The sequence below is a fragment of the Streptomyces sp. NPDC058401 genome, from assembly GCF_042722885.1.
Classification (GTDB): Bacteria; Actinomycetota; Actinomycetes; order Streptomycetales; family Streptomycetaceae; genus Streptomyces.
In genome coordinates this window covers 61921-87601 of the sequence record NZ_JBHXKA010000021.1, presented here as the reverse complement: position 1 = coordinate 87601, position 25681 = coordinate 61921, and the positions used below count along the sequence as shown (strand labels likewise).

At 72.7% G+C, this 25681-nt stretch carries 19 protein-coding genes and 1 riboswitch; of the genes, 7 read left to right on the top strand and 12 right to left on the bottom strand.

The window, feature by feature from the left end:
* Positions 1-162 precede the first annotated feature (162 nt).
* The 3 genes from ACFWNV_RS10985 (at position 163) to ACFWNV_RS10975 (ending at position 6579) form a co-directional block, all read left to right on the top strand.
* Positions 163-4113, top strand: a complete 3951-nt coding sequence (locus ACFWNV_RS10985; protein ID WP_383943847.1) for a Pls/PosA family non-ribosomal peptide synthetase — start codon at positions 163-165, stop codon at positions 4111-4113.
* An 86-nt stretch (positions 4114-4199) separates the two neighbouring features.
* Positions 4200-5537: a M1 family metallopeptidase gene (locus ACFWNV_RS10980; RefSeq protein WP_383943844.1), complete on the top strand. Its 1338-nt coding sequence runs from the start codon at positions 4200-4202 to the stop codon at positions 5535-5537.
* A gap of 163 nt (positions 5538-5700) precedes the next feature.
* Positions 5701-6579, top strand: a complete 879-nt coding sequence (locus ACFWNV_RS10975) for a GNAT family N-acetyltransferase (RefSeq protein WP_383943842.1) — start codon at positions 5701-5703, stop codon at positions 6577-6579.
* A gap of 112 nt (positions 6580-6691) precedes the next feature.
* On the opposite strand, the gene ACFWNV_RS10970 is transcribed toward ACFWNV_RS10975, so the two are convergent.
* The 4 genes from ACFWNV_RS10970 to ACFWNV_RS10955 all read right to left on the bottom strand — a co-directional run bounded on the left by ACFWNV_RS10970 (position 6692) and on the right by ACFWNV_RS10955 (position 9993).
* Entirely contained in the window at positions 6692-7183 is a 492-nt protein-coding gene (locus ACFWNV_RS10970; protein ID WP_383943839.1) for an FxLYD domain-containing protein, read from the bottom strand.
* Complete coding sequence (locus ACFWNV_RS10965) at positions 7174-7605, bottom strand: hypothetical protein (protein ID WP_383943836.1); 432 nt, start codon at positions 7603-7605, stop codon at positions 7174-7176. The genes ACFWNV_RS10970 and ACFWNV_RS10965 overlap by 10 nt, the downstream gene beginning before the upstream one ends.
* A 48-nt stretch (positions 7606-7653) precedes the next feature.
* Positions 7654-9378, bottom strand: a complete 1725-nt coding sequence (locus ACFWNV_RS10960) for a SulP family inorganic anion transporter (protein WP_383943835.1) — start codon at positions 9376-9378, stop codon at positions 7654-7656.
* A 123-nt stretch (positions 9379-9501) separates the two neighbouring features.
* Complete coding sequence (locus ACFWNV_RS10955; RefSeq protein ID WP_383943833.1) at positions 9502-9993, bottom strand: DUF1269 domain-containing protein; 492 nt, start codon at positions 9991-9993, stop codon at positions 9502-9504.
* A 228-nt stretch (positions 9994-10221) separates the two neighbouring features.
* Positions 10222-10445: riboswitch (cobalamin riboswitch) on the top strand.
* Between the two features lie 172 nt (positions 10446-10617).
* On the opposite strand from ACFWNV_RS10955, the gene metE reads away from it, so the two are divergent.
* Positions 10618-12975, top strand: a complete 2358-nt coding sequence (metE, locus tag ACFWNV_RS10950) for a 5-methyltetrahydropteroyltriglutamate--homocysteine S-methyltransferase (RefSeq protein WP_383943830.1) — start codon at positions 10618-10620, stop codon at positions 12973-12975.
* Positions 12976-13034: 59 nt separating this feature from the next.
* Here the strand turns inward: metE and ACFWNV_RS10945 are convergent, their stop codons facing one another.
* Positions 13035-14465 (bottom strand): nucleobase:cation symporter-2 family protein, encoded by a 1431-nt coding sequence (locus ACFWNV_RS10945; protein WP_383943827.1) that lies wholly within the window; start codon positions 14463-14465, stop codon positions 13035-13037.
* Between the two features lie 343 nt (positions 14466-14808).
* Entirely contained in the window at positions 14809-15540 is a 732-nt protein-coding gene (locus ACFWNV_RS10940) for a multiprotein-bridging factor 1 family protein (protein WP_383943824.1), read from the bottom strand.
* A gap of 333 nt (positions 15541-15873) precedes the next feature.
* Between ACFWNV_RS10940 and ACFWNV_RS10935 the strand changes: the two genes are divergently transcribed.
* Positions 15874-17325: a nucleobase:cation symporter-2 family protein gene (locus tag ACFWNV_RS10935; RefSeq protein ID WP_383943821.1), complete on the top strand. Its 1452-nt coding sequence runs from the start codon at positions 15874-15876 to the stop codon at positions 17323-17325.
* Between the two features lie 21 nt (positions 17326-17346).
* Here ACFWNV_RS10935 and ACFWNV_RS10930 read toward each other — a convergent pair whose 3' ends face one another.
* Positions 17347-18606 carry a DUF2254 family protein gene (locus ACFWNV_RS10930; protein WP_383943818.1) on the bottom strand — a complete coding sequence of 420 codons (1260 nt, stop codon included), beginning with the start codon at positions 18604-18606 and terminating at the stop codon, positions 17347-17349.
* Positions 18607-18781: 175 nt separating this feature from the next.
* Positions 18782-20089, bottom strand: a complete 1308-nt coding sequence (eno, locus tag ACFWNV_RS10925) for a phosphopyruvate hydratase (RefSeq protein ID WP_383943815.1) — start codon at positions 20087-20089, stop codon at positions 18782-18784.
* 162 nt (positions 20090-20251) lie between these two features.
* Between eno and ACFWNV_RS10920 the strand changes: the two genes are divergently transcribed.
* Positions 20252-20674: a MarR family winged helix-turn-helix transcriptional regulator gene (locus ACFWNV_RS10920; RefSeq protein WP_383943812.1), complete on the top strand. Its 423-nt coding sequence runs from the start codon at positions 20252-20254 to the stop codon at positions 20672-20674.
* A gap of 41 nt (positions 20675-20715) precedes the next feature.
* Here ACFWNV_RS10920 and ACFWNV_RS10915 read toward each other — a convergent pair whose 3' ends face one another.
* On the bottom strand, positions 20716-21213 hold the full coding sequence (locus ACFWNV_RS10915) for a MarR family winged helix-turn-helix transcriptional regulator (RefSeq protein WP_383943809.1): 498 nt from the start codon (positions 21211-21213) through the stop codon (positions 20716-20718).
* A gap of 135 nt (positions 21214-21348) precedes the next feature.
* Between ACFWNV_RS10915 and ACFWNV_RS10910 the strand changes: the two genes are divergently transcribed.
* Positions 21349-22857, top strand: coding sequence for an MFS transporter (locus ACFWNV_RS10910; protein WP_383943806.1), 1509 nt, complete (start codon positions 21349-21351; stop codon positions 22855-22857).
* Positions 22858-22885: 28 nt separating this feature from the next.
* On the opposite strand, the gene ACFWNV_RS10905 is transcribed toward ACFWNV_RS10910, so the two are convergent.
* From ACFWNV_RS10905 to ACFWNV_RS10895, 3 genes are all read right to left on the bottom strand, one after another.
* Positions 22886-23359: a MarR family winged helix-turn-helix transcriptional regulator gene (locus ACFWNV_RS10905; protein ID WP_383943803.1), complete on the bottom strand. Its 474-nt coding sequence runs from the start codon at positions 23357-23359 to the stop codon at positions 22886-22888.
* 180 nt (positions 23360-23539) lie between these two features.
* Complete coding sequence (locus ACFWNV_RS10900) at positions 23540-24238, bottom strand: response regulator (protein ID WP_383943800.1); 699 nt, start codon at positions 24236-24238, stop codon at positions 23540-23542.
* Positions 24235-25578, bottom strand: a complete 1344-nt coding sequence (locus ACFWNV_RS10895) for a sensor histidine kinase (protein ID WP_383943797.1) — start codon at positions 25576-25578, stop codon at positions 24235-24237. The genes ACFWNV_RS10900 and ACFWNV_RS10895 overlap by 4 nt, the downstream gene beginning before the upstream one ends.
* Positions 25579-25681: the final 103 nt, after the last annotated feature.

The following is a 25681-nucleotide window of genomic DNA, read 5'->3' as shown; positions in this document are numbered from 1 at the left end:
GCCTTTTACCGTCCCTTACCGGCCATGCGCAAGGCTTGAACCAGAAAATCCTTGATGTCGCACTAGACTGGCGGGTTGTTTGGCGCTGGACCGGAACAACCTGGGCAGACCCGGGCTCCGCCCGGCGACCCGGAGGCTTCCGGGAACACGACGCGAGGGCCGATGGCAGCCACACCAGAGCACGGTGAAGTCACTCTGCTCGACGACGGGACCGGGCTCGGCGAAGGACGCGCGCCCGACGCCGGGGAGGGACCCGGGGAGTCCGGCAAATCGGCCCTCTTCTCCGCCGGACCCGCCGCCCCGGCCCGCACCCTGATCGACGTCTTCGAGGCCTCCGTACGGGCCCACCCCGAAGAGCTCGCCCTGGACGACGGAGCCGCCCGGCTGACCTACCGGGCCCTCGCCGTCGAGGTGGAACTCCGCCGCCGGGCCCTCGCGGCCGCCGGAGTGGGCCTCGGCGACCGGGTCGGCGTACGGGTCCCGTCCGGGACCAACGAGCTGTACGCGGGCATCCTGGCCGTCCTCGCGGCGGGCGCCGCCTACGTACCGGTGGACGCCGAGGACCCGGACGAGCGGGCCGACCTGGTCTTCGGCGAGGCCGGAGTACGGGCCGTGCTGGGCGCCGACCAGCGGATCGAGGTCGCCGCACCGGGCAAGGCCGCCCCCGCGGGCGCACCCGCCGCCCGCCCCGGCCCCGAACACGACGCGTGGATCATCTTCACCTCGGGCTCCACCGGCAAGCCCAAGGGCGTGGCCGTCAGCCACCGCAGCGCCGCCGCCTTCGTGGACGCCGAAGCCGAGCTGTTCCTCACCGAGGAGCCGATCGGCCCCGGCGACCGGGTCATGGCCGGACTGTCCGTGGCCTTCGACGCCTCCTGCGAGGAGATGTGGCTGGCCTGGCGCTACGGCGCCTGCCTCGTGCCCGTGCCCCGCTCCCAGGTCCGCAGCGGCGCCGACCTCGGCCCCTGGCTGGCCGAGCAGGAGATCACCGTCGTCTCCACGGTCCCGACCCTGGCCGCCCTGTGGGAGCCCGAGACCCTCAACGAGGTCCGGCTGCTCATCTTCGGCGGCGAGGCCTGCCCGCCCGAGCTCACCCAGCGCCTGGTCACCGAGGGCCGCGAGGTCTGGAACACCTACGGCCCCACCGAAGCCACCGTCGTCGCCTGCGCCTCCCTGCTGACCGGCGAGGAGCCGATCCGCATCGGCCTCCCGCTGAACGGCTGGGAACTGGCCGTCGTCGACGAATCCGGCGAACCGGTGCCCATGGGAGGCAGCGGCCAGCTCGTCATCGGCGGCGTCGGCCTGGCCCGCTACCTCGACCCCGCGAAGGACGCCGAGAAGTACGCCCCGCTGGAATCCCTCGGCTGGGAGCGCGCCTACCGCAGCGGCGACCTGGTCCGCGCGGAACCCGAGGGACTGGTCTTCCTGGGCCGCGGCGACGAGCAGATCAAGCTCGGCGGCCGCCGGATCGAGCTGGGCGAGGTGGACGCCGCCCTCCAGGCCCTGCCCGGGGTCGCCGGCGCGGCCGCCGCCGTCCGCACCGCACGCAGCGGCAACCAGCTCCTCGTCGGCTACCTGGTCACCCAGGACGGCTGGGACCACGCGGCCGCCGTGACCCGGCTGCGCTCCGAGCTGCCCGCAGCCCTCGTACCGCTGCTCGCACCGGTCGCGGAACTGCCCACCCGCACGTCCGGCAAGGTCGACCGGGGCGCCCTGCCCTGGCCGCTCCCGGAACTGGAGACCAGCGGCCCCGCCGAGCAGCTCTACGGGACCGAGGCCTGGCTCGCCGAGCAGTGGAGCGAGACCCTGGGCGTGGCCGTCACCGGCGCCGCCGACGACTTCTTCGCGATCGGCGGCAGCAGCCTCGCGGCCGCCCAGCTCACCACCCGGCTGCGCACCCGCTACCCGAGCGCGGCCGTCCTCGACATCTACCAGCAGCCCACCCTGCGCAAGCTGGCCCGGCACCTGGAGAAGTCCGCGCAGGACGACGGCGCGGTCCGCACCATCGCGCCCGTGCCGCTGCGGACCAAGGTGATCCAGTCCCTGCTGCTGCTCCCGCTGTTCACCCTGGTCGGCCTGCGCTGGACGGTGGCGGTGCTCGCCCTGGGCAACGTACTGCACTGGTTCGGGGCCTATCCGTGGGCGCCGGCCGCCTCCTGGTGGCTCGTCGCCGCCGGCGCCGCACTGCTCTTCAGCCCGCCCGGCCGCCTCGCGATCGCGGCCGGCGGCGCCCGGCTGCTGCTGCGCGGGGTGAAGGCGGGGCGCCACCCGCGCGGCGGAAACGTTCACCTGCGGCTGTGGACGGCCGAGCGGCTCGCCGAGTACTCCGGCGCGACCTCGCTCACCGGCTCCTGGCTGGAGCGCTACGGACGGGCCCTCGGCGCCAAGATCGGCCCCGAGGTCGACCTGCACTCGCTGCCGCCCGTCACCGGCATGCTCAAACTCGGCCGCGGCTGCGCCGTGGAGTCCGAGGTGGACCTCTCCGGCCACTGGCTGGACGGGGACCGGCTGGAGATCGGCGCCGTGAAGGTCGGCGCGGGCGCCGTCGTCGGCACCCGCAGCATCCTCTTCCCCGGCGCCCGGGTCGGCAAGCGGGCCGAGGTGGCCCCCGGCTCCGCCGTGGTCGGCCAGATCCCGACCGGCCAGCGCTGGGCCGGAGCCCCCGCCGGGAAACTCGGCAAGGCCAAGCGGAACTGGCCCAAGGAACGCCCGCCGCGCGGTCTGCCCTGGCGCGCCGCCTACGGAGCGGCCGGGTTCTGCCTCACCTCGCTGCCCGTGCTCGCCGCCCTGCCCGCCCTCCTCGTGGCCACCCGGTTCGTGCCCGCCGACGCCGGAGCGGGCCGGGCCCTGGCCGGAGCGCTGCTCGCCGTGGTGCCGGGCGCGCTCGCCTTCGGGTTCGCGTACGCGGCCCTGATCCTGGTCTCCGTACGCCTCCTCAGCCTCGGACTGCGCACGGGCGTCCACCCCACGCACAGCAGGATCGGCTGGCAGGCCTGGACGGTCACCCAGCTCATGGACCTCTCCCGGGAAACCCTCTTCCCCCTGTACGCCGGGCTGATCACCCCGGTGTGGCTGCGGCTGCTCGGCATGAAGATCGGCCGGGGCGCCGAGGTGTCCACGGTGCTCGCGCTGCCGAGCCTGACCACCGTCGGCGAGGGCGCCTTCCTCGCCGACGACACCCTGACCGCCCCCTACGAGCTGGGCGGCGGCTGGCTGCGGATCGGCCACTCCGAGATCGGCCGCCGGGCCTTCCTCGGCAACTCCGGAATGACGGCGCCGGGCCGCTCCGTACCGGACGACGGGCTGGTCGGCGTCCTGTCCGCCACCCCGAAGAAGGCCAAGAAGGGCAGCTCCTACCTGGGCCTGCCGCCGGTCCGGCTGCCGCGGTCCACCGCCGACTCCGACCAGAGCCGGACCTACGATCCGCCCGCGCGGCTGCTGTGGGCGCGCGGGCTGGTCGAGCTGTGCCGGCTCGTCCCGGTGTTCTGCTCGGCCGCGCTCGGCGTCCTCACCGTGGCGGCGTTCTGCACGCTCGCCGGGGCGGACGGGCCCGGCGCGTGGGCGACCGCGCTGCTGTCCGGAGCGGTCCTGCTCACCGCCGGGGCGGCCGCGTGCGTGGTCGCGGCGGCCGCGAAATGGCTGCTGGTCGGCCGGCACCGGACGGGCGAGCACCCGCTGTGGAGCGGCTTCGTGTGGCGCAACGAGCTGGCCGACACCTTCGTCGAGGTGCTGGCCGTGCCCTGGCTGGTCGGCTCGGTGCCCGGTACCCCGGTGCTGTCCCTGTGGCTGCGCGCGCTCGGTGCCCGGATCGGCCGGGGCGTGTGGTGCGAGAGCTACTGGCTGCCCGAGACCGACCTGGTCACCCTGGGCGACGCGGTCAGCGTGAACCGGGGCTGCGTGTTGCAGACGCACCTCTTCCACGACCGGATCTTGAGGACGGATACTGTGGTCCTGCGTGAGGGCGCCACCCTGGGCCCGGGCGGAATCGTCCTGCCCGGGAGCACGGTCGGGGCCCGCAGCACACTGGGTCCCGCCTCCCTCGTGATGGCCGGGGAATCCGTTCCCGCCGACACCCGCTGGCTGGGCAACCCGATCGAGGCGTGGCGGTCCTGAACGAGGGGTCCGGGCCCGGCAGCGGGCTCCCGGTCCCGGCACCACCAGCACGTCGTACGAGCACAACGCAGGGAGCGGAAGCGGCAGTGAACGGCCAGAAGACAGCGGCATCGGACCCGTACTTTCCGGCCAACGGCGACCCCCGTTACCGCGTGCACCGGTACGAACTCGCTCTGGAGTACCGTCCCGGACCCAACCGGCTCGCCGGGACGGCCCGGCTCAGCGCGATCGCCGGGCGGGCGCCGCTCACCGAGTTCCACCTCAACCTGGCCGAGTTCAAAATAGGCCGGGTCCTGGTGAACGGCCGGGCGCCGCACTACAGCCACCGCGGCGGCAAGCTCCGCATCCGGCCGCCCAAGCCGCTGCCCGCCGGCGCCGCCTTCACCGTGGAGGTGCACTGGGCGGGCAACCCCACACCGGTGCGCAGCCCCTGGGGCGGGCTCGGCTGGGAGGAACTGACCGACGGCGCGCTGGTGGCCAGCCAGCCGGTCGGCGCCCCGACCTGGTACCCGTGCAACGACCGGCCCGCGGACAAGGCCTCGTACCAGATCTCGGTCAACACCCCCTCCGCCTACACCGTCGTCGCGGGCGGCCGGCTGCTCACGCGCACGACCCGTGCCTCCACGACCACCTGGGTGTACGAGCAGCCGGCGCCGACCTCCAGCTACCTGGTCGGCCTGTCCATCGGCATGTACCAGACGGTGCTGCTCGGCGACCCCGGGCTCGGCGGGGTCCCGCAGAGCGCCCACGTACCGGCGCACCTGCTGCCCCGGTTCTCCCGCGACTTCGCGCGGCAGCCCGCCATGATGCAGCTGTTCGAGGAGCTGTTCGGCCCCTATCCCTTCGGCGAGTACGCGGTGGTCGTCGCCGACGAGGAACTCGACGTACCGGTAGAGGCCCAGGGGCTCTCCCTGTTCGGCGCCAACCACGTGGACGGCGTACGCGGCTCCGAGCGGCTCATCGCCCACGAGCTCGCGCACCAGTGGTTCGGCAACAGCGTGACCATCGCCGACTGGCGGCACATCTGGCTCAACGAGGGTTTCGCGAAGTACGCGGAATGGCTCTGGTCGGAGCGCTCCGGCGGCCGCACCGCGCACGAACTGGCGGCCTCCGCACACCGCCTGCTGTCCGGTCAGCCGCAGGACCTCCTGCTGGCCGACCCGGGGCGCAAGCTGATGTTCGACGACCGCCTCTACCAGCGCGGCGGCCTCGCCGTGCACGCGATCCGCTGCGCGCTGGGGGACGGCCCGTTCTTCCGCATGCTGCGGGAGTGGGCCACCGTGAACCGCCACGGCGTGGTCACCACGGCCGGGTTCGCCGCGCACGCGGCACGCTTCGCGACCGGACCGCTGGAGGACCTGTTCCGTGCCTGGCTCTCCGAGCCGTCCCTCCCGCCGCTGCCCGCGCCGGCCGGGGCGCTGTAGAAACCCGTTGCCAGGAAACCGCAGGGCGGATTAGGTTCGCCCGAGCCGTCCATGACGATCAGGACCGGCCTCGTCGACGAGGAGGTGTGGAGCTCATGCGCACGAGTGCCCAGCAGGTGAGCCCGCGTACCGACCTCTGCCACCTCCTGACGACGGAGACACCTTGTCGCTCCGCATCACTCCACTGACCGACCCCGCACACGGGGCACACAGCCGACGCCTCGCCTGGCTGGCGTCCGATGCCGATTCCATCCCCCTGGGGACGGCCTTCCTGCGCCTGTTCGACGGCGGACAGGCGCACCTGGCCGAGCTGACCCTCCAGGTCCATCCCACGGAGCGCCGCCAGGGCGTCGGCTCCCGGCTCCTCGACGCCGCCGTGGCCGCCGCCCGGGACAACGCCCGACGCTGCGTCAGCGCGCAGGCCGAGGCCGGATCGCCCGGCGATCTCTTCCTGCCGGCCCACGGCTTCCGCAAGGTGCTCACCCTGAGGTTCGCCCGCTTGCCCCTGGCCGACGTGGACCTCGCCGCCCTCGCCGGGATCATCGGGCGTCCGCACCCCGGCTACCGGCTGGAGTCATGGGAGGGGACCGTCCCCGACGAGCTCGCCAAGACGTTCGCCGCCTCGCGCCGCGCCATGGACGACATGCCCATGGAAGACACCGACCACGGCACCACGCTCTGGGACGTGGACCGGGTCCGGGCCGCGGCCAAGGCCGTTCACGACCGCGGAGACCAGCTCCACACGGTCGTCGCCATCGACACGACCGACGGCTCCATCGCCGGGTTCACCGAACTCGTCGTCCCCGGCAACGGCAGGGGTGACGGCCAGCACTACGGCACCGCCGTGCTGCCCGAGCACCGCGGACACGGCCTCGGCCGGTGGATGAAGGCCGAGTCGATCCGACAGGCCCACGGGCGCCTCCCGGACCTCGGCGGCCTCCTGACCGACACCGCCGACAGCAACACGCACATGAGGCACATCAGCGACAGCCTCGGCTACGTGCCCACGCACACGACGGTCCAGTACCAGCTCGACCTGTAATCCATGGGGCGATTGCCTCCCCTCGGCACAGCGCCCCGCCCGGCCCGCCGCGCCCGGGTCGAAATCCGGGGTGTCGCGGGGGCCGGGCGGGGCGTGCGGGGGTGGCCGGGAGTCAGTACCTGAGTGCGGTGGCGACGGTGGTGCGGACCTCGCCCGAGAGCTTGTGGGTGCTGCGCGCGGTCGCGTCCTTGGACTGGCCGGCGGGCACGTCGGAGACGGTGACCACCACCGTGTCCAGCGGATTGCCGGAGGCGTCCTTGTAGTCGACCTGGACGGCGAACGACTTCGTCGACCCGTCGGTGTTGCGGGCCGTGACCGTCACGGCCGACAGCCCGTCCCCGTCGGTGGAGACGCTGCCGAGCGTCACCGCGTCCTTGGCGTCGACCCCGTCCTTGACCTCGTCCAGCTTCTTCTTCGCGGCCGCACTGGCCGAGTCGACCGCGTCGGCGGCCTGCGACTGGACCGAGGCGGCGGCCGAGGCCGCCTTGGACACCCCGGTCGACACGTCACCGTCGGAGTCGGAGCAGCCGGCCGTCGTGGCGAGCACCGCCGCTGCGAGCAGGGCGCCGCAGGCGCCGCGGATCCTCGTGGGGGTCAGGGGCATGTGACGCCCACCGAGGCCGCGACGAGGGTCTCGTCGAACTTCTGGATCTGGGGCTTCAGCTGGGTCAGCGCGTCGGACCCCGTGGTGTCGCCCGGCAGGTTCCCGAAGCCGGATTTGAGATCGCCGACGGCGGATCCCACCGCGGACTTCTTCGCGGCTCCCAGGTCCTTCAGGGAGGAGGAGACGTTGTCCCAGTCGGTCTGGACCGCGTCGACGGCGTCCTTGATCTGGTCCTTCGTCGCGGAAGCCGGGTCCAGCGCCGCCAGTTTGGCCTGGTCCGCCTTCAGGGTGGAGAGACCGGTGCAGAGCTCCGAGGCGGCCTGGGTCGCCTGCTCCTTGGGGCTCGGGTCGTCCGAGGAGCAGCCGGTGAGGAACAGGGCCGCGGCCGCGCCCAGGGCCGCGGCGATCGGGAGACGTTTCATGAAAATCCTTCCCCTTTCGGAACTTCTGGATAAAACCTGACATACAAACTAATGAGCTGCATCCGGGGGGAGTTCGGGCCGCCCGGCTTCCGCCGCCGATACGGCCTCGTCGACGGTGCGGTGCACCCCGCGCGCGCCCAGGTGACGGCCGAGCGGGTGCCGGGCCAGCTCCGCGGCGGCCGGCGAGCGCAGCCGCGCCAGGTGCAGGGCGAGGCCCCGGCGGCCGAGCTCCTCGCGGAGTTCCCCGAGGGTGTCCAGGACGGGAACGCCCAGCTGGTAACAGGCGGTCAGGTCCAGGACGACGGCCCGGGGCGCCACCGGGGACGTCCGCAGCTGCTCCAGCACGGCCAGCCGTACCCGGTTCACGTTGCCGAAGAAGAGGCTGCCGTCGGGGCGTACGACGAGGACGGCGGGGTCGACGGCGGCGTCCGCGTGACCGGCCGTGTCTCCGTACAGCCGGCTCCCGGGCAGCCGGCCGAGGACGGCCACGTTGCGCCGGCTCGCGGCGCCGACGAACAGCGCGAGGGAGAGCGCGACGGCGAGCAGCAGTCCGGGCAGCAGGTCGAAGAGGAGCACACCGAACAGGGAGGTGAGCGCCACCCACAGGCTGGGCCGGTCCAGGCGGAAGTAGCGGCGCAGTTCACCGACCCGCAGGAAGCCGCGTACGGCGAAGATGACGATGGCGCCGAGCACCGGCTCCGGCAGGTCCGTGAACAGCGGGGTGAGGAAGGCGCCGGTCAGCAGGATCAGCCCCGCCGCGATGAGCGAGACCATCGGGGTCCGGCCGCCCGCTCCGGCCGCGGCCGCGCTGCGCGAGGCGCTGCCGGAGACGACGAAACCGCGGAAGAACCCGACGGCGATGTTGCTGAGGCCGACGGCGGCCATCTCCCGGTCGGGGTCCACCTCCTGGCCGTGTTCCCGGGCGAAGCGGCTCGCGATGCTGAAGGCCTCGGCGAAGACCACCAGGGCCACGCCGAGGGCGCCGCCGAACAGTGCGATCCAGTCGGCGGCCGGGATGCCCGGCAGGTGGGGGACCGGCACGGCCGAGGGGATGTGACCGACGGTCTCGACGCCGTGGCCGTCGAGGTCGAGGGCCGCCGACAGGAGGAGGGCCGCCACCAGGACGATCAGGGAGGCGGGCAGGCGCGGTACGAAGCGCTCCAGCAGGAACAGCACGGCGAGCGCGCCCGCCCCGACGGCCAGGGTGACCAGGGACCAGTGGGGGGCTCCGGACAGTACGGTCCACAGCCGCTCGAAGAAGTTGCCGTCACCGCCCGGCACGCCGACGAGCTTCGCGGCCTGCCGCACGACGATGGTCAGCGCCATGCCGAACAGGAAGCCGACCAGGGCCGGTTCGGCGAGGAAGTTGGTCAGGAACCCGAGCCGGGCCAGCCCGGCCGCCAGCAGCACCGCGCCGACGATCACCGCGAGGGCGGCCGACAGGCCGACGGCGTCCTGCGGGGAGGGGCTGACGGCCGAGACGGTGGCGGCCGACAGGACGGCCGCCGCGGAGGTGGCCCCGATGAGCAGGAAGTGGGAGCGGCCCAGCAGCGCGTACACGAGGAGGGCCACCGGGGCCGCGTAGAACGCGTTCTGCGGGGGGACCCCGGCGATCTGCGCGTAGGCCACGCACTCCGGCACGATCAGTGCCCATGCGGTGAGGGCCCCCAGCGTGTCGCCCCGCAGCCATCGGCCGCGGTAACGGCGCAGCCAGGGGGGTACGAGGCCGTTCGCGGCCTTGGCGTCGGGTCCTGCCGTCCGCGGAACGCTCACCGCGCGGGTCCTTTCCTCGGCTCGGCGGAAAATCCGCACGGGGCGGCGAAGCACCGCCGTGGCCCGGGACCGGGGGAGGAGCCCCCGGCCCAGGGCCACGGCGTCGGTTCGGGGTGTGGGTCCTCAGGCCGCGAAGACCTCGCGGAGCTGCTGCTCCTGCGTGCCGGAGAGGTTGGAGCGGATCAGCTGCGCCTGCCCGCCGGGGAAGGCGCCGCGCACCCGCTCGACGACCGCGTCGGAGGAGAGCAGGAACAGGGCGGAAGTGCCGGGCTTCACCTCGGACTTCACCTCGTCGATGAACTGGTCGTCGATGCCGACGTCGGACAGCGATCCGCCGATGGCTCCGGCCGCCGCACCCACGGCGGCGCCGAGCAGCGGTACGAAGAACAGGAGCCCGAAGAGCATCCCCCAGAAGGTGCCGGAGAGCGCGCCGGCTCCCGTGAGGCTGTTCAGCTGCCGGGTCTTCGGCTTCTTGGCGTCTTCGCGCCAGGTGACGACCGCCGCGTCGTGCACCTGTATCAGCTGCTCCTTCTGCAGGGCGAGCAGGGCGGACTCCGCCTGCTGCGCCCCCTCGGGAGTGGCGAACTTCCAGACGGTGAGAGTGGTGGATGCCACGTAACGCTCCAGTTCCTGGACGGTGTTGCCTGCCGTCCAGTACAACCCACAATCGGACAATTGACCACAATTAGCATAATCGTGACTCTTTGTCATGTGTCGACCCGTCAGCGTCATTCGCCCGTTCGGCCGAACTCGGCTGTCCGGCCGGGCGGCCGGGAGCCGCGCGTGTCCCATTTCACCGTCCGACATGTGGGAAGGCGTGCCCGTTCCCCGGTCGCCCGCCCTACTGTGGGCCTCGCAGCTGGTTCGCCCCCGTCCGCCAGGCGGGATGCGTCGTAAGAGGGAACCCGGTGGGAATCCGGGACTGCCCCGCAGCGGTGAGCGGGAACGACCGCCGTCATACGCACTGGGACCGGAACCGGTCCTGGGAAGCGACGGCCAGTAGGTGCGGACCTTCGTGGTCCGCGAGCCCGCGAGTCCGAAGACCTGCCCGTTGCCCGTGCGCGATCGACCGCGCACGGTTTCCCGGTGACCTCGTGGGCGGGTCGGCGTGCACCTCAGGCGGATCCTCCCGTCGCGTACCCAGCCGTACGCGACCCCGGCGGTCCGCCCGTTCCGGCACCCTTCGCCTCCGCGACCCGTCACCGGGTTCATGGAGACACGCTCGCGAAGGAGAGTTCCGTGACCACCGAGTCCGCAGCCGCAGCCACGCCGGCACCCGCAGCCACGCCGGCCGCCACGCCCGTACGGGCCACCGTGTACGGCCATCCCCGCCAGGGGCAGAACCGGGAACTGAAGAAGGCGGTCGAGGGCTACTGGAAGGGCCGCGTCAGCGCCGAAGCCCTCCGGGACACCGCCCGCGACCTGCGCCGGACCCACTGGGCCCAGCTCGCCGAGGCCGGCATCACCGAGGTCCCGACCGGAGACTTCTCGTACTACGACCACGTCCTGGACACCACCGTCATGGTCGGCGCGATCCCCGACCGCCACCGTGCCGCCGTCGCGGCGGACGCCCTGGACGGCTACTTCGCGATGGCGCGCGGCACCCAGGACGTGGCCCCGCTCGAAATGACCAAGTGGTTCGACACCAACTACCACTACCTGGTCCCCGAACTCGGCCCCGACACCTTCTTCACCGCCGAACCCGACCGGCAGGTCGCGCAGTTGAAGGAGGCCCTGGCCCTCGGCCACACGGCCCGCCCGGTGCTGGTCGGACCGGTGACCTACCTCCTCCTCGCCAAGCCCGCACCCGGCGTGGCCGCCGGCTTCGAGCCGCTCGCCCTGCTCGACCGGCTGCTGCCCGTCTACGTCCGGGTCCTCGCGGAACTGCGCGCGGCGGGCGCCGCATGGGTCCAGCTCGACGAACCGGCCCTGGTCCAGGACCGCACCCCGGCCGAACTGAACGCGGCGGCCCGCGCCTACCGCGAGCTCGGCGGCCTCACCGACCGCCCCAAGCTGCTCGTCGCCTCCTACTTCGACCGGCTCGGCGACGCCCTGCCCGTCCTCGCGAAGGCGCCCGTGGAGGGACTCGCCCTCGACTTCACCGACCGGGCCGCCGCCAACCTCGACGACCTCGCCGCCGTCGGCGGCGTCCCAGGCAAGCGCCTGGTCGCCGGCGTGGTCAACGGCCGCAACATCTGGATCAACGACTACCAGAAGTCACTGACCACGCTCGGCACCCTGCTCGGCCTCGCGGACCGGGTCGACGTGGCCGCCTCCTGCTCCCTGCTGCACGTCCCGATCGACGCCGACGCCGAGCGGGACATCGATCCGCAGATCCGGCGCTGGCTCGCCTTCGCCCGCCAGAAGACCACCGAGATCAGCACGCTGGCCCGCGGACTGGCCCGCGGAACCGACGCGATCGCGGCCGAACTCGCCGCGAACCGGGCCGACCTGGCCTCCCGTACCGCCTCCCGGATCACCCACGACCCGGCCGTCCGCGCCCGCACCGCCGCGATCACCGAGGCCGACGGCCACCGCGCCCAGCCCTACGCCGAACGCGCCGCCGCCCAGCGCACCCACCTCGGCCTGCCGCTGCTCCCCACCACCACCATCGGCTCCTTCCCGCAGACCACGGAACTGCGCACCGCCCGCGCCGACCTGCGCGCCGGACGCATCGGGACGGAGGCCTACGAGGAGCGCATCCGGGCCGAGATCCGCGAGGTCGTCTCCTTCCAGGAGAAGACGGGCCTCGACGTGCTCGTGCACGGGGAGCCCGAACGCAACGACATGGTCCAGTACTTCGCCGAGCAGCTCACCGGCTACCTCGCCACGCAGCACGGCTGGGTCCAGTCCTACGGCACCCGCTACGTCCGCCCGCCCGTCCTCGCCGGGGACATCTCCCGCCCCGACCCGATGACCGTCCGCTGGACCGCGTACGCCCAGGCGCAGACGGCCAAGCCGGTCAAGGGCATGCTCACCGGCCCGGTCACCATGCTCGCCTGGTCCTTCGTACGCGACGACCAGCCCCTCGGCGAGACCGCGCGCCAGGTCGGACTCGCGCTCCGCGACGAGGTCGACGACCTGGAGGCGGCCGGCACTTCGGTCATCCAGGTCGACGAGCCCGCCCTGCGCGAAACGCTGCCGCTGCGCGCCGCCGACCACGCCGAGTACCTGGCGTGGGCCACCGAGTCCTTCCGCCTCACCACCAGCGGCGTCCGGCCGGACACCCAGATCCACACCCACATGTGCTACGCGGAGTTCGGGGACATCGTCGAGGCCATCGAGCACCTCGACGCCGACGTCATCAGCCTGGAGGCGGCCCGCTCCCACATGCAGGTCGCCGACGAGCTCGCCGGCGCGGGCTACCCGCGCGAGGTCGGCCCCGGAGTCTGGGACATCCACTCGCCCCGCATCCCCTCGGCCGGGGAAGCGGCGGCCCTGCTGCGCAAGGGACTCGGGGCGATCCCCGCGGAACGGCTCTGGGTCAACCCCGACTGCGGTCTGAAGACCCGAGGCTGGCCCGAGACGAGGGCCTCCCTGGAACACCTCGTCGAGGCGGCCCGCCGGGTGCGCGCGGAGCTCTCCCCGAACGCCTGATCCCGGTAGGGCGGCAGGACGGCCGGCACACGGGAGGACCGGGTGCCGGCCGTCCGGCGTCAGTGCACGGGCACGGCGGAAGCGGGCTCCCCTTCCTTGACCTCGTCCCGGTCGGGGCGGCCGATGTGGTTGAAGGCGAGGTTGAGCAGGACCGCGGCGACACAGCCGGTGCTGATGCCGGAGTCGAGGATGATGCGCATGCTCTCGGGGAAGCCGTGGTAGAAGCCCTCGCTGGCCATGGGGATCACGCCGATGCCGAGGCTGATGGCGACGATGAGGACGTTGTCACCGCGTTCGAGGCCTGCCTGGGCGAGGGTCTGGATGCCGCTGGCGGCCACCGTGCCGAACAGGGCGAGGCCGACGCCGCCGAGGACGGGCTGCGGTACGAGGGAGACGACCGAGGCGAGGAACGGGCACAGGCCCAGCAGGATGAGGATGCCGCCGCTCGCGGCCACGACGTAGCGGCTGCGGACCTTGGTGATGGCGACCAGGCCGACGTTCTGCGCGAAGGCGCTGGCGGCGAAGCCGTTGAAGACCGGGCTCAGCGCGGTGCCCAGGCCGTCCGCGCGCAGCGCCGCGGCGAGGGTCCTCTCGTCCGCGGGCTTGTCGACGATCTGGCCGAGGGCGATCACGTCGGCCGTGCTCTCGGTCATCGACACGATCATCACGATCATCATGGAGACGATCGCGGCGACGGCGAACTGCGGAGCGCCGAAGTGGAACGGCGTGGGGAAGCCGATCACGTCGGCGTCGGTGACGGCACTGAAGTCCGCGAGTCCGAGGGGGAGGGCGATCAGGGTGCCGGCGAGGAGTCCGAGCAGGATGGATATCTGCTTGAGGAAGCCGCGCAGCACCCTGCGGAGCACCACGGTGATCAGCAGGGTCGCCGCGGCGAGGCCGATGTACTTGACGTCCCCGTAGTCCTCGGCGCGCGGGTTGCCGCCCTGGGCCCAGTTGAAGGCGACGGGCAGCAGGGACAGCCCGATCAGCGTGATCACGGTGCCGGTGACGACGGGCGGGAAGAACCGGATGAGCTTGCAGAACCAGGGGGCGAGCAGGAAGCCGAACACCCCGGCCACGATCACCGCGCCGTAGATCACGGGCAGTGCGTTCTCGGGGCCCTCGGCCTTGGCGATGGCCAGCATCGGGGCCACGCCGGCGAAGGAGACGCCGTTGACGAAGGGGAGGCGTGCGCCGATGTTCCAGAAGCCGAGCGTCTGCAGCAGGGTGGCGATGCCGGCGGCGAAGAGGCTGGCGCTCATCAGGAACGCGATCTCGCTCTGGCCCAGTCCCACGCCGATGCCGACGACCAGGGGCGGGGCGACGACACCGGCGTACATGGCCGCCACGTGCTGGAGCCCGGCGCCGAGGAGCTTTCCGAACGGCAGGGTCTGGTCGACGGGATGCTTCGCGGCGGGGGCCCCGGCGGGGGCCGCGGCCGGGTCCGGCGCGGGGGGAGGGGTGGAACCGGGCGTGGCGGTGGGCGACATGGAAGGTACCTCCAGGACTGCTGTGGCACGGCGTTCGCCGGGGGAGGGGCGCGCCGGGGCGCGGCCGAAGCCTCGGGGGGCCGTGTGGACCGGTGCGATGACGCAGTCGAGCGGGCGACAGGAGGGCCCGGGGGCGAGGGCATGGAGGTGCCCTGGGAAACGGGGAAGGGGAGAGTTGCCCGAACCGGGGTGCCGTGGGGTGAGCGAGCCCCGACGGCCCTGCCGAAGACTGCATGAACGGATCATCCACGATGCGGAAAGCAGTTTCCGTATGGCTGGGTGGCTCTAGTGCCTCACGCGGCGGGGACCGTGTCAAGACCCGGGATCCGGGAGGCGGGCGGAGTCAGGCTCCCCGGGGGCGCAGCTGCTGCCACAGCTGCTCGTCGATCCGGTCGAGGAAGGCCAGGGCCTCGCGCTCTACGGCTTCGGCGGCGGTGCCCGTCCGGCCGTGGTTGTCGATCCGCTGGTACTCCAAGTGGAGCCGCTCCAGGGCCCGGTGGACCTCCGCCGGCTCCACGGGCACGATCTTCGCGACGGGGCGCACGTAGTTCGGCCACCACCCGGTGACCGCCTCGCGCAGCAGTACGCGCAACTGCCCCGTCCTGCCGCACGCCCCGACGTAGCAGGCGGGCGGCGGCCTGAGCACCTCGAACAGCGCCTGGGTCTGCCGCCCCGACCCGCGCCAGCGGTTGCGCCGCTCCGCCTCGGCGTAGCGGTCGCGGGTCATGCCGACGCCCGTGGCGGCCTGCTCCACCGTCAGTCCGAGGAGCGTCCGGCACTGCAGGAGCGTGGCCGGTGCGCCGAGCAGATCGCCCGGCGCACACCACAACGCGGCGGCCAGCGCCTTGATCTGATGCCCCGTCGGTACGAGCGTCCCCTGCTCCCAGGCCGCGAGCGTGCCGGGGTGGAGCGGGTGCCCCTGGAAGGCCGATACGGCCCAGGCGACCTGGCCGTGCGTGAGGCCGAGCCGCTCGCGCACGGCTGCGGCTCGGCGGGGGTCCAGCGGGGGATAGGGGGATATTTCGCCCTCGGAAGGTCGGTGGAGATCGCCGTGGAGATCGTCTTGGGTTGGCATAGCCGCACACCGTAGGGCGGCGGGGCGCCCCAGCCAAGGCCGGAGGCCCCGGTCAACGGTGATTGTGCGTACATCCAAAGAATCGAAGGAATCGATTCGACCCCCTGGAGGAGTTGACGGCCGGGGGGTCGGTTCGTAGGGTCGCAGTCGTCCACAGTGGAAAGTAAATTCCGCAATGAGGAATCCGCTCGTTCCCCGTACCCCGGAAACCGGCACGATTCCCGTCTCCCTCCGGGCAAGTCCGTCCACTTGTCCGGCTCTTCCGGCCGTGCTTCGCCCCCGACCGTCCCCGCCGCCCGCCGGCCGGGAGGTCTCTCGGAGGGACTCTCCCTTTTGCGCTCCCCAACGCTCTTCCCGCACGAACGCCCCGCTCCGCCCCTCCCCGTCCACCCCGCGGACGAGGTGCTGCCCGCACGGCGGATGGTCCCCGCCGCCCTGCAGCACGTGGCCAGCATGTACGCCGGCCTCGCCGCGCCGCCGCTGATCATCGGCGGCGCCCTCGGCCTGACCGCGGCGCAGCTCACCGCGCTGCTCGCCGCGAGCCTGCTGGTCGCGGGCCTGACCACCGTGGCCCAGACGCTCCGCTTCTGGGGCGTCGGGGCCGGGCTGCCCGTCACCAACGGCGTCTCCTTCGCCGTGGTGTCCCCGGTGCTGGCCGCCTCCGTGTCACGGGGGCAGGACACCCTGCCCCTCGTGTTCGGCGCCACCCTCGTCGCCGGGGCCGTCTGCTTCCTCCTGGCCCCGGCCTTCTGCCGGCTCCTGCGCTTCTTCCCGCCCGTCGTCAGCGGTTCCGTCATCACACTGGTCGGCCTGTCGCTGCTGCCGGTGGCCGGGGAATGGGCCCGGGGCGGCGACCCCGGATCCTCCGGCTACGGCTCGCCGTCCAACCTGGCACTCGCCGCCGGAACCCTCGCCTTCACGCTGCTCCTGCACCGGCTCCTCAGCGGACGCTTCCTCCAGCGGGTGGCCATCCTGCTCGGCCTCATCGCGGGCACGGCCGCCGCGGTGCCGATGGGCAAGGTCGACTTCCAAGCCCTGTCCCAGGCACCGCTGTTCGCACTCCCGGAACCGTTCGCCTTCGGCGCCCCGCAGTTCGAGGTGCCGGTCATCGCCACCATGCTCGTCATCATGCTCGTCTCCATGACGGAATCCACCGCCTCCCTGATCGCGGTGGGTTCGGTCGTCGACCGCCCGGTCGACCCCCGCGTCATCGCGGGCAGTCTGCGCGCCCAGGGGCTGGGCACCGCACTCGGCGGCGTCCTGGGCGCCTTCGTGAGCACCGCCTACGCGCAGAACGTCGGACTGGTCGCCATCAGCCGCATCCGCAGCCGGTACGCGGTCACCCTGTGCGGAGCGATCCTGGCCCTCATGGGCCTCGTGCCGGTCCTGGGCTCGCTCGTCGCGCTCGTGCCACTGCCCGTGCTCGGCGGGGCCGCCGTCGTCTTCTTCGGCTCGATCACCGTCGCCGGGATCCGGACCCTGACCAAGGCCTCCCTGGCCACCGGGCACAACGGCATCATCGTGTCCGTCGCCCTCGCCTTCGGTCTCTTCCCCGTCGCATCGGCCGACTTCTACGAGCGGCTCCCCGCGCCCGTCGCCCTGGTCCTGGGGTCGGGCATCACGGCGGGATGCCTCGTCGCCGTCCTCCTCAACCTGCTCCTGAACCACTTCGGCCGGGGCAGCGAGGCCAACGAGAGTCACGTACCCGCCGCCCACGTCAACGCCTTCGACGGCATCGGCAGCGCGCACGCGACGGGGGGCGGGGCCCACCGCACCTCGGGATGAGGCCGCCGGCGGGCCCACCGGTCAACCGGCTTCGGGCGCGGGCCAGGTGAGCGGGTACCGCTCGCGCCCGGACCGGTCGACCCAGTGGAGCCGGTCCCGTACGACCCCGCGCCGGCTCTCCGGGGCCCGCTCCGCCAGCCTGCCCAGCAGGTCGTGCATCCTGCGCAGGGCCATCGGGGAGCCGGCGGCGGCGTAGAGGAGGTCGTCGACGGCCGTGCGCAGGTACCGCTCCCAGTCCGGCACGGGAACGGTCACCCGCAACCGGCCCGCCGCATCGGTGAAGTGACCGACGCTCAGCTCGCGGCCGGCGAGGAGGGTCAGCAGGTCTTCGATGCGGTCCAGGCTCTCCACCGCCGTGGCCGGATCGTTGACGGCCGGGGAGAGGGCGCGCAGCGCGATGTCGGCCAGGAGCCTGAAGGGCAGGTCGGGGTCCTGGTCGAAGGTGCGCTCGACTCCGGTCTCCAGCGCGCCGCGCAGCACCGCCTCGGACACGTCGCCGCCGGTCACCTCGGCGAGCGTCATGCCCCGGGACACCGTCGTTCCCGGGGGGACGAGGAAGGCGATGGAGCAGTCGCGCTCCCGCGCCGCGCCGACCAGGGCGCGTACGTCGATCTGCTGCACCACCACCGCCGGCCCGGACCACAGGACGGCGGTGGCCCCGGCCGCCGCGGGCGGTGAGGCCGCGTCCGCGCCCGGGTCGTACGGCCGTACGTACAGGTCGTCGAACAGCCGGTGCGCCCGCGTGGCGATCGCGGTCAGGGAATGGCCGAGCTGGATCGACTGGAACGCCCCCGTCTGCAACGACCGCATGAGGGCGAGCGCGATCAGGGTGAACACCATGGCGGTGCCGGGAACGAGGGTCGAAACGGTCGCCTTGCGCGCACCGACGGCCAGCCCCGAGGTGATGCTGAAGACGAACACGCCGACGGTGAAGGCGAACGCGCGCCACACGATCGGGTCGTCCCGGAAGAGGCCGAGGCGCGGAGTGAAGGTGGTCGCGGAGAACTGGACGACCAGGAACAGCATCGAATAGATGATGCTCACCAGGCTGATGACACCGAATCCGAGGGTGAACAGGAGCGTCACCACGGGTCCGGCGTCCACCTGGGGACCCAGCGAGATCCTCGGGACCAGCACCCCCAGGGCCAGCCCGGCGACCGCACAGACGAGCTGGGCCAGATCCCTGCGCATCGCGCGCCGGGGACGGTGGAACGACGAGCCCCGCCCGCGCCGCCGCTCCCGTGCCCGGATGTGCCCGGGGCCGTCAGCCGAGCCGGACATCCAGCCACCTCCAGGTCCCGGTCGAACGCACCCTTCCGATGAGGATGCAACCACGGGAGCCGCGAGAGCGGGCGGCGAAATGCCGGATGTATGGCATTTCGGGGAGTCGCGGTGCCCGCTGGACGGCGGGCCGCGGGCCCGGGTCCCCGCACCTGAGGGTGCGGGGACCCGTCGTTCACGCCCTGCGCAGGGCGGAGCGGCCCGCGAAGCGGGCCGAGGAGCCCAGCTCCTCCTCGATCCGGATCAGCTGGTTGTACTTGGCCGTCCGGTCGGAGCGGGAGAGCGAGCCGGTCTTGATCTGCCCGCAGCCGGTCGCCACCGCCAGATCCGCGATGGTGGTGTCCTCCGTCTCGCCCGAGCGGTGCGATATGACGGCCGTCCAGCCCGCCCGGTGGGCCGTGGTGACGGCGGCCAGCGCCTCGGTCAGGGTGCCGATCTGGTTGACCTTGATCAGGATCGAGTTGCCGGCGCCGGTGGCGATGCCTTCGCGCAGCAGCGTCTCGCTGGTGCAGAACAGGTCGTCGCCGGTGAGCTGGCAGCGGTCGCCGACGCGCGCGGTCAGCTCGCGCCAGCCCTCCCAGTCGTTCTCCGCCATCGGGTCCTCGATGGAGAGGATCGGGTAGGAGTCGATCAGCTTGACCAGGTAGTCGACGTTCTCCGAGGAAGTGCGCCGCACCCCCTCGCCCGCGTAGTCGTAGACCCCGTCGCGGAAGAACTCGGACGAGGCGGGGTCCATGATCAGGCCGATGTCGGTGCCCGGGCGGTAGCCGGTCCGCTCGATGGCGGCCATCATGAAGTCGAGCGCCTCTTCGGCGGTGCGCAGCGCGGGCGCGAAGCCGCCCTCGTCGCCGACCCCGGTGGAGTGGCCGGCGGCCAGGAGGTCGCGGCGCAGGGTGTGGAACACCTCGCTGCCCATGCGGAGGGCTTCGGCGAAGGTGTCCGCGCCCACGGGCGCGATCATGAACTCCTGGAAGTCCAGCGGATTGTCGGCGTGGGCTCCGCCGTTGACGATGTTCATCATCGGCAGCGGCAGGAGGTGCGCGCCGTCGCCGCCGAGGTAGCGGTAGAGGGGGCGGCGGTGGGCCGCCGCGGCGGCCTTGGCGGCGGCGAGGGAGACGCCGAGGACCGCGTTGGCACCGAGCCGGGACTTCGTGGGGGTGCCGTCCAGGGCGATCAGGGCGGCGTCGAGGCCGGCCTGGTCCGATGCGTCCCGGCCGCGCACGGACGCGGCGATCTCCCCGTTGACGTGGGCCACGGCCTGGTCGACGCCCTTGCCGTGCCAGCGCGCGGAGTCCCCGTCGCGCAGTTCCACGGCCTCCCGGGCCCCGGTGGAGGCGCCCGAGGGAACGGCCGCGCGCCCCAGGGATCCGTCCGTGAGGACGACGTCGACCTCGACCGTGGGGTTGCCCCGGCTGTCGATGATCCGGCGGGCGGTGACGGTCTCGATGGTGGCGTCGATGTTTCCGACTGTCCCTGCGGACATGGTGGTTCCTCCCCGTCGTGCGTGTCGTGGCCCCGGCTGCGACAGCGCTGGCGCTGAGCCCGACAGGGAAAACCCTACAGCAATGCTGTTCAGTTTGGCTGAACAGCATTGCTGTGATGGTCATCTACGGCATTCATGCTGATCAGCGGGGTAAAGTGCCTCATGCTCACCTCGGAAGCCGCCGCCATCGCCGCAGAACTGCGTACTGCGATGGGCAAGCTGACCCGGCGCGTCAAACACGAGGACCGCATCCCGCTGGGCCAGGTCGCGGTGCTCGGCACCCTCGACCGCGAAGGCGCCATGACCACCAGCGACCTCGCCGCCGACCAGCGCGTACGCCCCCAGTCGATGGCCCGGGCGGTGGGGCTCCTCATGGACCAGAACCTGATCACGCGCAGGGCTCACCCCACGGACGGCCGCAAGTCGCTGGTCGAGCTGTCGGACGCGGGCCGGGCCGCCCTCGAAGCGGAGCGCGGCCGCAGGGCGGGCTGGCTGGCCCAGGCCATCGAGGCCGAACTCACCGACGAGGAACGCTCGGTCCTGGCGCGGAGCGCCACCCTGCTGGAACGGCTCGCCACCCGCTGAAGGTCGACCCGCTGAAGGCCGTCCCGCTGAAGCCCGTCCCGCTAAAGCTCGTCCCGCTTCGGCGGCGTCGCCGGGTCCGGCTCGGCGAGGTGGGTGTCCATGGCGGCGTTCAGATCGGTCACGAACCGCTCGAACTGTTCCAGGAGCCGTGGCGGGTACGGGGACATCGTCGCATCGAGGCGGCCGGCGAGCGGGCCGAAGAACTCGTCCGCCCGCTCCTGGATGTGCGGGCCGCCGCGCAGGGTGACGACGCGCCGGTCGGAGTGCTCGCGGGTGCGGGTGATGTGCCCGGCCGCTTCGAGGCGGTTCAGCAGCGCGGTGGTGGCGCCCGTGGACAGGGAGATGCGCTCGCTCAGCCGGGCCGGTGACAGCGGGGTTCCGCGTTCTTCGGCGGCGGCGATCTCCAGCACCGCGGTCGCGTCGGTGGAGTGCAGGCCCAGCCAGGCCGCGAAGCGCCGGCTGAGCTCGGCGTAGTGCCCGCCGTAGATCCGCAGCCCTTCCATCAGCCGCTCGCGCCGCGCCGCGACATCGTCGGCCATCGCTTCCGCCACCGGGTCCGCCCCTCTTCTCTGCTGCTTCTCTCCTGCCGGGCGTCCAGGTGGGCGGCCCTTTGACAACCTACCTCCATCACTTTACCTTCATGGTGGAATTACTTCACCATGGAGGTATCTGGCGTGCGTGACCCGTCCCCCACCCCTGACGAGACGACCGAGCCCTACCGGTGGCGGTGGCTGATCCTGGTGGTGATGATCGTCGCGGAGATCATGGATCTCCTGGACGCCTCGATCGTCAACGTCGCCGGACCGGCCCTGGAGGAGTCCCTCGGCGCCGGTTCCGTCGGACTCCAGTGGGTGATCGGCGGCTACGCCCTCACCCTGGGCGCCGGGCTCGTGCTCGGCGGCCGGCTCGGCGACCGCTACGGCCGGCGCCGGATGTTCCTCATCGGCCTGGCGGCCTTCACCGCCAGTTCGCTGCTGTGCGCGATCGCGCCGAACATCGAGTCGCTGATCGCCTTCCGCCTGCTGCAGGGCACCGCCGGAGCGATGCTGCTGCCCCAGGGCCTGGGGCTGCTGCGGGAGAACTTCTCCGGCCCCGAGCTCACCAAGGTCTTCGCGATCTTCGGACCCGTCCTGGGCCTGGGCGGCATCATCGGCCCGGTCCTGGGCGGCTTCCTCATCGAGGGCGACTTCTTCGGCCTGGGCTGGCGGTCGGTGTTCCTGATCAACCTGCCCATCGGAATCGCGGCGCTGATCATCGCCGCGAAGTTCGTGCCCAGGAAGGCGGGTGACCGTACGGTACGGGTCGACCTGACCGGCGCCGCCCTGGTCGTGGTCTCCTGCGCCCTGCTGGTGCTGCCGCTCAACCAGGGGCAGGAGAACGGCTGGCCGCTCTGGACCTGGCTGTCCATGGCCGCCTCGGCGATCGGTTTCGCCCTCTTCGCCCTCCAGCAGCGCCGCACGGCCGCCGCGGGCCGCGAGCCGCTGGTGACCCCTGGCCTGCTCCGCAAGCCCGCATTCACCGTCGGCCTCGGCGGCATCGCCCTGTTCTTCGGCGGACTGATCGGCACCCAGCTCGTACTGACCCTGTTCCTCCAGATCGGCCGGCACTTCAGCGCCGGTGAGGCGGGACTGGGCAACCTGCCCCTCGCCGTGGGAACCGCGATCGGCGGCGCCATCAGCGGCGCGTTCCTCGCCGACAGGATCGGCCGCAAGGTGCTGCAGATCGGACCGCTGGTCCAGCTGGCCGGCGCGGCCGTGCTCTGGTTCGAGCTCGACGGCCTCGACGCCGACTCGTTCTCGATCTGGGACGTCGTTCCCGGCACGGCGGTGGCGGGCATCGGCGCGGGCATGGTGATCGCCGCCCTGTTCAGCTTCATCCTCGCCGCGGTCGACGACGACGAGATCGGTTCCGCCTCCGGGGTCCTGTCGGCCGTGCAGGCCGTCGGCGGCTCCATCGGCGTCGCGGTCTTCGGCTCGGTGTTCTTCGCCCAGGCCAAGACCGGTGACTTCACCGGCGGATTCCACCGCGCGCTGATCGTTCAGGCGTGCCTGCTGACGGCGTTCCTCGCGATCACCTTCCTGCTGCCCAAGGAGGGGCGCCCCGACGACCAGCACGGCACCGCCACCGAGCCCGCCGTCGAGCCCGCCACCGGATCCGACGCGCAGCAGCACCTCACCGTGTGAATCGCCCCCGAGGTGCGGCGCGGGGGGCCTAGACGGGAGCGGGCGGCAGTACGCCGGCTCTGGCGGCGGCCGCGCACACGCGGCGCAGCAGGTAGCCCAGCTGGGCGCGCTCGCCCTTGGTCAGGGACGCGAGCAGCGTGTCGTGTACGGAGTCCAGTTCCTCGTACATCGTCGTCAGAGCCTGGCTGCCGGCGGGGGTGAGGGCCACCACCTCGTGCCGGCCACCCAGGGTGACGACCATCTCCCGGACCAGGCCCTGCCCGAGGAGGTCCTCGATCACCTGCGCGACGGTGGCCGGCGGTACCTGGAGCTGCTCGGCCAGATCGAGCCGGGCGTGCGGTCCCAGACCGTCCAGTGTCCGCAGGACCCTCTGATGGGCGGGGCCCAGGACGCGTGCACCGGGACGCCCGGCGGTCAGTACGTCAACGGCCCGGCCCGCCTCGGCGAGCAGGTACGCGATCTCCTCCGAGGGGCCCGCGGATCCGCTCCCTCTGTCGTACACGTCGTATCCAATCGCCGGGCCGTGGGTTTCCTCGGCCCGGGACACGCGACGTGCGGTGTCGGTGGCGTCGTACCGCGAGAAGGAGGGCCGGGTGCCTTCGGCTCGGGCTGGGGACAGCCTTCCGGTTCCGGGCGGGCGAGGTGGACCTGATCTCACCCTACGTGGCCCGGGGTGAGCGGTCTACATGGATGTCGTCGGGCGGGGCCCGCTCCCCGGTGAGGCCGGGGTGATCAAACCCGTCTCGTAGGCCGCGATCACCGCCTGCGCGCGGTCGCGGAGCCGGAGCTTGGCGAGGATGCGGGCGACGTGCGTCTTCGCCGTGGCCTCGCTGACGTGGAAGCGGCCGGCCAGTTCGGCGTTGCTCAGACCGCGCGCCAGGGCTTCGAGGAACTCCAGTTCGCGCGGGGTGAGCGCCGACAGGTCCCGGTGGAGGGGCGCGGCACGGTCGTCGGCGGAGGCGAAGCGTTCGACCAGGCGGCGGGTGATGGCCGGGGCCAGGAGGGCGTCGCCGGAGCGCACCAGACGGACCGCGGCCGCCAGGTGCTCGGGGGTGACGTCCTTCAGCAGGAAGCCGCTCGCCCCGGCGCGCAGGGCGGCGTACACGTACCGGTCGAGGTCGTAGGTCGTGAGGATGACGATCCGGGGCGCGGGGCCCTCGTGCCCGAGGATGCGGCGCGTGGCCTCCAGGCCGTCGGTGCCGGGCATCCGGACGTCCATCAGGACCACGTCGGGCAGGGTGCGCCGGACCACGGCGACCGCCTCTTCGCCGTCGGCGGCCTCACCGACCACCTCGATGCCGTCGGCGGCGAGGATCATCCGGAAGCCGGTACGGACCAGGGCCTGGTCGTCGACGACCACCACGCGCGGTGCCTCGGTCACGAACCCTCCACGGGGATGACGGCGCGGACCCGGAAACCTCCGCCGGGCCGGGGGCCCGTGTGCAGGCTACCGCCGTAGAGCGCGAGCCGTTCGCGCAGGCCGGCCAGACCGCGGCCGCCGCCCGGACCCGGGGGCCGGGCGCGGCCCCCGCTGTCGGTCACCTCCACCCGCAGCTCCCCGGGCGCGTACTCCACCAGGACCGACACGCTCGCGCCCGCGGCATGCCTGACCGCGTTGGTCAGTGCCTCCTGAACGACCCGGTACGCGGCCAGGTCCACACCCCCCGCAAGCGCGGCCGGGACGCCGCGGACCGTCAGTTCCACCGGCACGCCGCCCTCGCGTACCCCTTCGGCCAGCTCCGGCAGCCGGTCCAGACCGGGCTGCGGCGCGAGATCGGCACCGGCGGCCGGGTCGGGGCCCTCGGAGGTCATGGTGAGCAGGCCCATCACGTGGCGCAGTTCCGACATCGCCGACCGCCCGGCGGCCTCCACCGCGAGCATCGCCTCCCTGGCCTGGTCGGGGGCCGAGTCCAGCACCTTGCGCGCGGCGCCCGCCTGAATGGTCATCATGCTCACGTTGTGGGTGACCACGTCGTGCAGCTCCCGGGCGATCCGGGCCCGCTCCTGGTCCACGGCCCGCCGCAGCGCCGCCTGCTGCTCCTCCTGGAGCGTCCGGGCCCGCTGCCGCCAGGTGTGGACGCCGTGCGCGGCGAGCCCGACCGGGAGCAGGACGAGTACCGGGACCAGCCCCTTGTCCACTTCGGGGACCAGCGGGAAGACCGCGTACAGGACGGCTCCCGCGAGCAGTGAACCCGCCACGGCCTTGCGGTGGGGGCTGTACACGGCCGCGCTGTACGCCGCGATCAGGCCCGAGGCGAAGGTGACCGTGGTGGCGTCCGCGGCGACCGCTCCCCGGTGCAGCAGCAGCGTCGCACCCATCACGGCCCAGTAGGCGGCCAGCGGGTACCGGCGGCGCACCAGCAGCGGCAGCGCGGTCAGTACGGCGACCAGCAGTTCCCAGGGTTCCGCGGGAGGCAGGACGTGCTCCACGGCCGGTACGGGATGCGGCACGGTGGGCGGAGGCAGGACGTGCTCCACGGCCGTATGCGGCACGGTGGGCGGTGACGGGATCCGCGCCGGGGGCGGAACGGCGATGTCGGGCCCCGGCCGCACCTCCACGTACGACCGGTTGAGGTCGCCGATGACCGTGAACACGGCGAGCACCAGGGCGATCACCGCGTCGAAGGCCCACGACGGGGGCGACAGCCGCGGCAGTTGCCGCGGCGCCCCGGCAAGACCCAGCCCGCGGGCCCGGCGGACGAGGGCGTCTCGTGTGCTCATCGGACCAGTGTGCCCAGGGCCGGACGGCAGCGGATCAGCCCGGAGGACCGGTGGCCTCCGCCTCCCGCCTACACCGCTCGGATGACGCCGCGGGGCATCGGCC